The organism is Mucilaginibacter sp., assembly GCF_036383575.1.
Taxonomy (GTDB): Bacteria; Bacteroidota; Bacteroidia; order Sphingobacteriales; family Sphingobacteriaceae; genus Mucilaginibacter.
In genome coordinates this window covers 1-8,389 of the sequence record NZ_DASVOB010000649.1, presented here as the reverse complement: position 1 = coordinate 8,389, position 8,389 = coordinate 1, and the positions used below count along the sequence as shown (strand labels likewise).

At 43.4% G+C, this 8,389-nt stretch carries 8 protein-coding genes; 2 read left to right on the top strand and 6 right to left on the bottom strand.

Features of this window, described 5'->3' with window-relative positions:
- The 5 genes from cobA to VF500_RS22850 all read right to left on the bottom strand — a co-directional run.
- On the bottom strand, nucleotides 1–716 hold a 716-nt coding region (gene cobA, locus VF500_RS22870; RefSeq protein ID WP_330861896.1), incomplete at its 3' end, for a uroporphyrinogen-III C-methyltransferase.
- The gene (locus VF500_RS22865; protein ID WP_330861895.1) at nucleotides 716–2,806 is read right to left on the bottom strand and encodes a nitrite reductase; all 2,091 of its coding nucleotides are present in this window, start codon (nucleotides 2,804–2,806) and stop codon (nucleotides 716–718) included. The genes cobA and VF500_RS22865, both read right to left, overlap by 1 nt.
- A gap of 240 nt (nucleotides 2,807–3,046) precedes the next feature.
- The gene (locus VF500_RS22860) at nucleotides 3,047–3,481 is read right to left on the bottom strand and encodes an Rrf2 family transcriptional regulator (RefSeq protein ID WP_330861894.1); all 435 of its coding nucleotides are present in this window, start codon (nucleotides 3,479–3,481) and stop codon (nucleotides 3,047–3,049) included.
- Nucleotides 3,482–3,599: 118 nt separating this feature from the next.
- Nucleotides 3,600–3,884, bottom strand: coding sequence for a SelT/SelW/SelH family protein (locus VF500_RS22855; protein WP_330861893.1), 285 nt, complete (start codon nucleotides 3,882–3,884; stop codon nucleotides 3,600–3,602).
- Complete coding sequence (locus tag VF500_RS22850) at nucleotides 3,881–4,726, bottom strand: MOSC domain-containing protein (RefSeq protein ID WP_330861892.1); 846 nt, start codon at nucleotides 4,724–4,726, stop codon at nucleotides 3,881–3,883. Before VF500_RS22850 ends, VF500_RS22855 begins: the two co-directional genes overlap by 4 nt.
- Before the next feature lie 198 nt (nucleotides 4,727–4,924).
- On the opposite strand from VF500_RS22850, the gene VF500_RS22845 reads away from it, so the two are divergent.
- Together VF500_RS22845 and VF500_RS22840 are read left to right on the top strand one after the other, a co-directional pair.
- Entirely contained in the window at nucleotides 4,925–6,634 is a 1,710-nt protein-coding gene (locus VF500_RS22845; protein ID WP_330861891.1) for a GMC family oxidoreductase, read from the top strand.
- 143 nt (nucleotides 6,635–6,777) lie between these two features.
- The gene (locus VF500_RS22840; protein WP_330861890.1) at nucleotides 6,778–7,494 is read left to right on the top strand and encodes a ThuA domain-containing protein; all 717 of its coding nucleotides are present in this window, start codon (nucleotides 6,778–6,780) and stop codon (nucleotides 7,492–7,494) included.
- Between the two features lie 130 nt (nucleotides 7,495–7,624).
- Here the strand turns inward: VF500_RS22840 and VF500_RS22835 are convergent.
- Nucleotides 7,625–8,389, bottom strand: a 765-nt coding sequence (locus tag VF500_RS22835) for an MFS transporter (protein ID WP_330861889.1), incomplete at its 5' end; no start/stop codon positions are given.

The following is an 8,389-nucleotide window of genomic DNA, read 5'->3' as shown; positions in this document are numbered from 1 at the left end:
CCTAAAACAATAATAGCAGGCGATGAGATCTTATTTTCTTTAACAGCATTGAGAATAGTATCAACCGTAGCTACAGCAATTTTCTCGTCAGCTGTCGATCCGCTTTGAATAACGGCCACAGGAAGCTTGTTTTTGCCTTGCTGTTTAAATATTTCTGTTATTTCGGCCAGTTTATGAACGCCCATCAACACAACCACGGTAGCATTTGAGCGAGAAGCGTCAATAAGATCGTTCGAGATTTGGCCGTTTGCTGTTGTACCGGTAACTACCCAAAAGCTTTCGCTTAAACCGCGATGAGTAACGGGAATGTTCTGTAGCTCAGGCACAGCTATGGAACTGGAAATACCCGGAATAACCGAAGCCGGTATTTTATGCGCTGCAGCGATCGTTAATTCTTCATATCCGCGACCGAATACAAACGGATCTCCGCCTTTTAACCTCACTACGTGACCATAGTTTTTAGCATAATCAACCATGAGGTTGTTAATTGATTCCTGCGAAAACGAATGATCCCCCGAACGTTTACCTACGTAAACTTTGGTTGAAGTTTCCGGGGCATATTCAAGCAGTTCTTCGTTAACCAACGCATCGTACAAAACAACATCGGCTGTTTTTAAAGCTTTGATGGCTTTTACTGTTATCAGGTCGGCATCACCAGGGCCAGCGCCTACAAGGGTAACGCGTGGCTCTTTTATATTTTTATTACTATCGGTCATTATTGTACAAGCGCCTCTCTCTTATCCTTGCTTCTGCTTAAAAATTCTGTAGCCTGTGCTAAATAGGCTGTAGCAAACTCCTGTGATGGTTCGTTTTGGTTGATCTGCAATACCAGATCGTTAAAGCTTCCGTTCAATTCAAACTCACCTTTGTCAACGTATTGGGCATCAAACTCGCGGATCACCCCAACCTGTGTGCTGCTGTTAACAGCTTTATCAAGCAATAATGCCTTTGCCGAGCTTACAAAAACATTGTAGGCATGATAAATAGCATCGGCCCAACGGCCATTTGCGTAAGCTTCATTAGCCCAGCCCAATTTCTCTTCTGATTCAAACAACAGGGTAGCTACCAAATCGATAATTACACCGGCACACTCACCAACACCAATGGCGGTAACAAATGTTTCCTGGTGGCCCCAGTCAATGTATTCGTCATCGGTAAGGGTAGTTAAATCAGCAAGTGGTTTCAGCAAACGGTAAAAATAATCTTTACCCTGCCTGTCGTAGTATTCGTGATAAGTTTCACCTTCAGGCGAAAACTCTTTATAGTCGTTCAATAGCCATCTTAAAACGTCAGTAGCGCGTTTGGTAGGTACTTTGATCACCCTTTCGGCAGCGCGACCAACGCCATCGCCAACAGTACCACCACCCAACATCACCTGTACAGATGGTAACACTTTGGCACCCGCTTTAAGCGAGCTGCCGTGGAAACCTATATGGGCCAAACCATGCTGGCCACATGAGTTCATACAACCACTTATTTTGATCTTGATCTCGCGGTTGTAAATAAAATCTTCGTATTCGTTATAGATCAGGTCTTCCAGCACCCGGGCCATGGTCATACTGTTTGAGATGCCAAGGTTGCAGGTATCTGTACCTGGGCAGGTGGTAACGTCAGCTATGCTGTCAAAACCCGGCGCTGCCAGTTCCAATTTAGCTAAACCTTCATATAATGCTGGTAAGGCTTCTTTTTGTACATACTTTAAGAGCAAGCCCTGGTTTTGGGTGATGCGGATCTCGTTACCAACCAAAGGCTCTAATGTTTTCACCAGTGCGCGGGCGGTATCAGATGAAATATCACCTACAGGCACCTTAATATATACACCATAAAAACCTTCTTGCTTTTGCTCAAAAACGTTGGTAGCCAGCCATTGCTCATAACGCAATGGATTACCGATAGTTACTTCAAGGTAGCTATTGGTTGGCGGCAAAGCCGGAACATCAACAGCGTCGCGGTTAACGGGGTATGATTTTACCTTATTGGCGGTACGCTCAATTTTGGTTAAACGCAATACCTCTTCCAAACCTAATTTTTGGATGAGGTATTTCATACGGGCCTTATTACGGTTGTTGCGCTCGCCATAGCGATCAAATACGCGGATCACCGATTCGATATAAGGGATCAGCTGATCTTCAGGTAAAAACTCTTCAACAATGCTGGCTAAAATAGGTTGTGCACCCAAACCGCCACCAAGCATAATTTTAAACCCACGCTCGCCATTGGCATTTATTTTAGGGATTGCACCAATATCGTGGATGTATGAAAATGCAGTATCCTCATCACTTGATGAAAATGAGATCTTGAATTTGCGGCCCATTTCCTGGCATATCGGGTTACGCAAAAAATAATCAAACGTAGCATATGCATATGGAGAAACATCAAATGGTTCCTTCGGGTCGATACCGGCAGTAGGAGAGGCTGTAACGTTACGAACGGTATTACCGCAAGCTTCGCGCAGGGTAATATCATCCTGTTCAAGCTTGGCCCAAAGCTGAGGTGTGCGATCAAGGCTTACATAATGGATCTGGATATCCTGGCGGGTGGTAAGGTGCAGGTTGCTGCTGCCAAATTCGTCAGAGATCTCGGCAATTTTCAATAACTGCTTAAAGCTAACCTTACCGAATGGCAATTTAATACGCACCATTTGCACGCCTGGTTGGCGCTGGCCGTATACACCACGCGCCAAACGCAAACTCCTGAATTTTTCATCATGAATTTTACCTTCACGAAAAGCATGGATCTTTTTTTCAAGATCGACAATATCCTTCTCAACAATGGGATTCTCCAGTTCTGTTCTGAAGCTCTGCATATTCTATGTATTAATCTTTTATAAAAAAGCCCCTTTGGCTGTGGCTAAAGAGGCATATATGGTTAAATATTACGTTTATAGCCTCGTTTTGCCATTGCGCATGCGGCAATAGGTTAACTGGTTAAGGCGAGTAATATCAATGCTCTCACGATTCATTTCCCAAATATATATATAGTATACGGAAAAGGTAGCATTTAAATAAAAAAAACTGCGTTATGACAGTTTTATGAAGCTTTGAAATTAAACGCTGATGAGAGTAGTTTCGCGTTTGATGATATCTGCGATGCTTGTTTCGCTTAATATTTTAAGTGTGGCATCCCTTACATCAACAAACACATCCCTTATGCCGCAAGTGCTTTCCTGGTGGCACTCATCACATTTGTGGTAAAAATTTAAGCTGGCGCAGGGTATCATGGCAATAGGGCCATCGGTTATGCGCATGATGCTTACCAGGAATATGTCTTTGGGGTCGCGGTTAAGGCTGTAGCCACCACCTGCCCCTTTTTTACTGTACAGGAACCCTGCGTTGCGCAGATCAAGCAGTATTTGCTCGAGAAACTTCTTAGGGATCCGTTCAGTTTCGGCAATCTTCGAAATTTGCATAGGCGGCTGGTCCATGTTCTTGCCAAGAACCACAAGTGCCTTTATAGCGTACTTAGTTTTTTTTGAAAGCATTTTCTAAAATAAAAACTCACAAAGTTAAATAAAGATATTATCTAAATTAACTATTTTTTCGAGTAATATTATAGATTATATAGAAAGGATATTTTATACAGACTTTGTTATACAAAAGTTACAATTGATGCCTGTCTGAATGACCGAGACTTTTAACCGGATTAACTTTATCACGAACAGCTTGTTTTAGCTCTTTGATCTCGGGGAAGTGCCCGTCGCGCTTGCGATCAAACAGTGTTTCTTCATCAATGCTTATAGTATATCTGCCGCTTACTTCGCTTGGTTTTAATGTAACGCCATCTACGTCATCGGTAAAAGTCGTAAGCAATTCCTGGGCCATATAAGCAGCCCGCATCATCCAGTTACATTTAGGGCAATATTCAATAATTATGGTTGGCTTCATGCTGCTGTTATTGGTTTCTTTGCTATAATAAATCTTTCTTCGGTATGGGTACTTAAAACCTTAAGTTCATCACCAACCGAAATTATGCCGGTATTTTCATGTACCAGGTTTTGCCCAAACATGATCTTGTTGTTTGTCATGCGGTAAGAGGCCAGAGTTTTCAATGGTTCTTTGGCTTTCATCGCTGTTTGCTGATCGATGGTAGTCAACACACAACGGGCACAAAGTTTTGCCCCGTAGAAGGTTATGCCCGCTATGGTTATCTGGTTCATCAGGTCCTCACTGTAAGCATCACCGCCGGTAAAAACGATATTGGGACGAAAGCGGTTCATCGGCAAAGGCAATGCCATCCGTTTGTTAAGGTCATCAAGCGACGATTGTCCTATTAATAAAAAGGGATAGGCATCGGCAAAGGAGGTGATCATGCCGGGTTTAGCGTAACGCTGGTCAACTTCGCGTTCACTGTCATCCGGCATATAAACCAGTCTGCATTTCATATTGAGGGCTTCGCTGAACCACTGGTCAAACTCTTCGCTTACATAATGCCCCATACAGGTATCGTCCCAAACTGCAAACTGCTGTAAGGGTGTTCTTTCAGAATTAAACGGAATTAGTAATGATTTGCTCGAATGATGATGTACGGCTATGCCATTAGCTTCCACTGTTGCTTTTAATAAAGCCATCTGCGGAAACTCGCGCTGGGTTATAAAATGCCCTTGCTCATTAACCAGCATCCAGCGCCGGTCGTGCTGTAACCCGCGACTGGTAACTACTGCGTTCTGTACGGAAATACCGCCCAATGATTTGATAGGGTAGATAAATAATTCGCTTATCTGGAGCATGGGGTAAAAATAAGAAAAGAACCTTGATTTTTAGGATTAGAGGATTCTATGATTCCATGATATCTAAATCTGAACTTATAATCGGGATAATCCTTTGATCCTAAAAATCATGGTTCTTTTTTCTTCACAATCGATTGCTATATCGATTTTTAATTAATATACTTGTTTTCTCCAATCTCAAAACCAATTTTAAAACATATGCCATTAACTAATGTAAACGGCAAAGCCAAGGCTAACAATACTTACGATGCCATTGTAATAGGCTCAGGTATTAGCGGTGGCTGGGCAGCAAAAGAGTTATCCGAACTGGGTTTAAAAACCATTATGCTTGAACGCGGTCGTAATTTTGAACACATCAAAGATTATAAGAGCGCCAGCCAGGATCCCTGGGACCTTCATCATGCCGGAAAGCCAACCCAGGCACAGCGCAAGCAACGCCCGGTGATCTCACGCGGATGGGGCGCCACAGAACCTATCATGGATTACTGGACCGATGAGCAGGCCGCACCATACACCGAGATCAAACCCTTTAACTGGTGGCGCTCATATCAGCTTGGCGGCCGCTCCATTTTATGGGGAAGGCAAAGCTATCGCTGGAGTGATTTTGATTTTGAAGCCAACGCTAAGGATGGCTGGGCTATTGACTGGCCTATCCGCTATAAAGACCTTGCACCATGGTATGATCATGTAGAAAAGTTTGCTGGTATTAGTGGCTCGTTGGAGGGACTACCACAATTGCCTGATGGACATTACCTGCCGCCAATGGATATGAATTGGGTGGAAAAAGATGTAGCTGCCCGGATCAAGAAAAATTATAATGGCTCAAGACATATGATCATTGGCCGTTCAGCTAATTTAACCGCTGCTATTCCGGGGCGTACGGCTTGCCAGTTCAGGAACAGATGCTGGGAAGGCTGCCCGTTTGGCGGATACTTTAGCACGCAGTCATCAACTTTGCCCGCTGCTTTAGCAACCGGTAATTTAACGGTGAGGCCATACTCTATCGTTACTAAAATATTGTATGACAAGGACACCAAAAAGGCTAAAGGAGTAGAAGTGCTTGACGCTGAAACCAACCAAACTTATGAGTATTATTCAAAAATAGTTTTCGTCAATGCGTCGGCATTGAACAGTGCCTGGGTATTAATGAACTCGGCTACTGATATCTGGCCGGATGGTTTAGGCAGCAGCAGTGGTGAGTTGGGTCATAATATTATGGATCATCACTACAACCTTGGTGCAAGTGGCTTGGTTGAAGGTTTTGAGGATAAATACTATTACGGTCGCCGGGCCAACGGTATTTACGTACCGCGTTTTGCAAACCTGTTTGGTGATAAGCGCGATTACCTGCGCGGCTTTGGCTACCAGGGTGCTGCAAGCCGTATGGGCTGGAGCCGTGAGATTGCCGAATACAGTATCGGAGCTCAATATAAAGATGCACTTACCGAGCCAGGTCCGTGGACTATGGGCATTGGCGGTTTCGGGGAACTGTTGCCTTACCACGAAAATAAGATCACCCTTGATAAAACCCGCAAGGATAAATGGGGCTTACCGATCCTTGCGATGGATGCTGAGATCAAGGAAAATGAGAAAAAGATGCGTTTTGATATAGTAAAGGAAGCTAAAGCCATGCTGGAAAGCGCCGGTGTTAAAAATGTTGAAACTCATGACCGAGGTCATAACGTTGGCGATGGTATTCATGAGATGGGTACAGCCCGGATGGGACGTGATCCAAAAACTTCGGTGTTGAACGGTAATAATCAGGTTTGGGACGCTAAAAACGTTTTTGTTACCGATGGCGCTGCAATGACTTCATCAGCATGCCAAAACCCATCCTTAACGTATATGGCGATGACGGCACGTGCGGCTCACTTTGCCGTAGATGAATTAAAGAAAGGGAATTTATAGGTTGGTGATTAGTGAGTGGTTGATTAGGTGAATTGTTCAGTTCTATTTCCCCCAAAGGCTAACCACTCACTTAATCAACCCAATCAACCATTCACCAAACAATAACCACTCACTTAATCAACATAATCAACTACTCACCAACCATGAAAAAACTACTAACCATATGCCTCTTAATAGGCGCATCTATTACTCAGGTACTTGCTAAAGATAAAGTACTTGTATTTTGTAAAACGGCCGGCTTTCATCATAACTCAATAGCGGCAGGGGTACCTGCAATAATTAAACTTGGGCAGGAAAATAATTTTGATGTAGATAGCACAACCAATGCTGAAAAATTTACTGCCGATAATTTAAAACAATATAAAGCGGTAATATTTTTAAGCACCACAGGCGATGTTTTAAATGATACCCAGCAAGCTGCATTTGAGCGATATATTAAAGCAGGTGGTGGCTTTGTTGGTGTACACGCCGCTACCGATACAGAATATGATTGGCCATGGTATGGCAAACTGGTGGGCGCATACTTTAAAAGCCATCCTAAACAGCAAGAGGCAACTTTAAATGTAGTAGACCGTAATTTTATTGCTACCAAACACCTGCCCGAAACCTGGAAACGTTGGGACGAATGGTACAACTACAAATGGATAGGCGATGACCTGCATGTACTGATCAAAATAGATGAAAAAAGCTATACCGGCGGCGAAAATGGCGATAACCACCCCATGGCCTGGTATCATAACTTTGATGGCGGCAGGGCTTTTTATACAGAACTGGGCCACACTGATGAATCATATGCAGATCCGTTGTATTTGAATCATCTTTTGGGTGGGATTAAGTATGCGATGGGGAGGAAAAACTGAACCATGATTTTTAGGATTTAAGGATTTCTTGAATCCTCATTATAAAAAAGACGGCCCTCAAATTTGTGGGCCGTCTTTTTTTATCTACCAACTATCATGGCAATCCCAAAATCCTAAAAATCATGGTTCCTTACGCATGCTGTATGGCTTCAACAAGCGCCTTATTGTGTTTATACCTGAATATAAACGGAAACACAATAGCTATCACTAAAGCATAACCGGCAAATGTAAGCCAGATGCCGTGCCAGTCTTTACCACCACCGGGCAGCAGGAAAAATTTATCGATGATCAAACCGCTTGCTATGCTACCGAAAAATGCGCCGAAACCGTTTACCATCATCATGAATAAGCCTTGTGCACTTGCCCTGATATCGGGAGTAGCCTGTGTTTCGACAAACAGTGAACCTGATATGTTAAAGAAATCGAAAGCCATGCCGTAAACGATGCAGGATAAAACGATCATCCATAAGCCACCGGCAGGGTCGCCGAAGGCAAAAAGGCCAAAACGTAGTACCCATGCCAGCATGCTAAACAGCATCACATACTTAATACCAAACTTGCGCAGGAAAAACGGGATAGCCAGGATGAAAAACGTTTCGGAGAATTGGGATATCGACATGATAATGGCGGGGTATTTAACACCGACAGAATCTTTGTAGATAGCAATGTTTTTGAAATCCTGTATAAAGGTGTCGCCATAAGCATTGGTGAGCTGCAATGCTGCCCCCAAAAGCATCGAGAAAGCAAAGAAAATGGCAAATTTGGGATCTTTAAATAGTTTGAAGGCGTTCAACCCCAATGAGTCTACAAATGATTTGTTGGTTGTTTTGGCAGAAAGCGGTGGGCATTTAGGAAGACTGAATGAATAAATGCCAAGCGCAAGTGCTACAGCCGA

What these genes read in the sequence shown, in the direction of transcription:
- VF500_RS22845 (WP_330861891.1), top strand. Translation starts at nt 4,925, where the DNA reads ATGCCATTAACTAATGTAAACGGCAAAGCCAAGGCTAACAATACTTAC.
- VF500_RS22860 (WP_330861894.1), bottom strand. Translation starts at nt 3,481, where the DNA reads ATGCTTTCAAAAAAAACTAAGTACGCTATAAAGGCACTTGTGGTTCTT.
- VF500_RS22865 (WP_330861895.1), bottom strand. Translation starts at nt 2,806, where the DNA reads ATGCAGAGCTTCAGAACAGAACTGGAGAATCCCATTGTTGAGAAGGAT.
- VF500_RS22855 (WP_330861893.1), bottom strand. Translation starts at nt 3,884, where the DNA reads ATGAAGCCAACCATAATTATTGAATATTGCCCTAAATGTAACTGGATG.
- VF500_RS22850 (WP_330861892.1), bottom strand. Translation starts at nt 4,726, where the DNA reads ATGCTCCAGATAAGCGAATTATTTATCTACCCTATCAAATCATTGGGC.
- VF500_RS22840 (WP_330861890.1), top strand. Translation starts at nt 6,778, where the DNA reads ATGAAAAAACTACTAACCATATGCCTCTTAATAGGCGCATCTATTACT.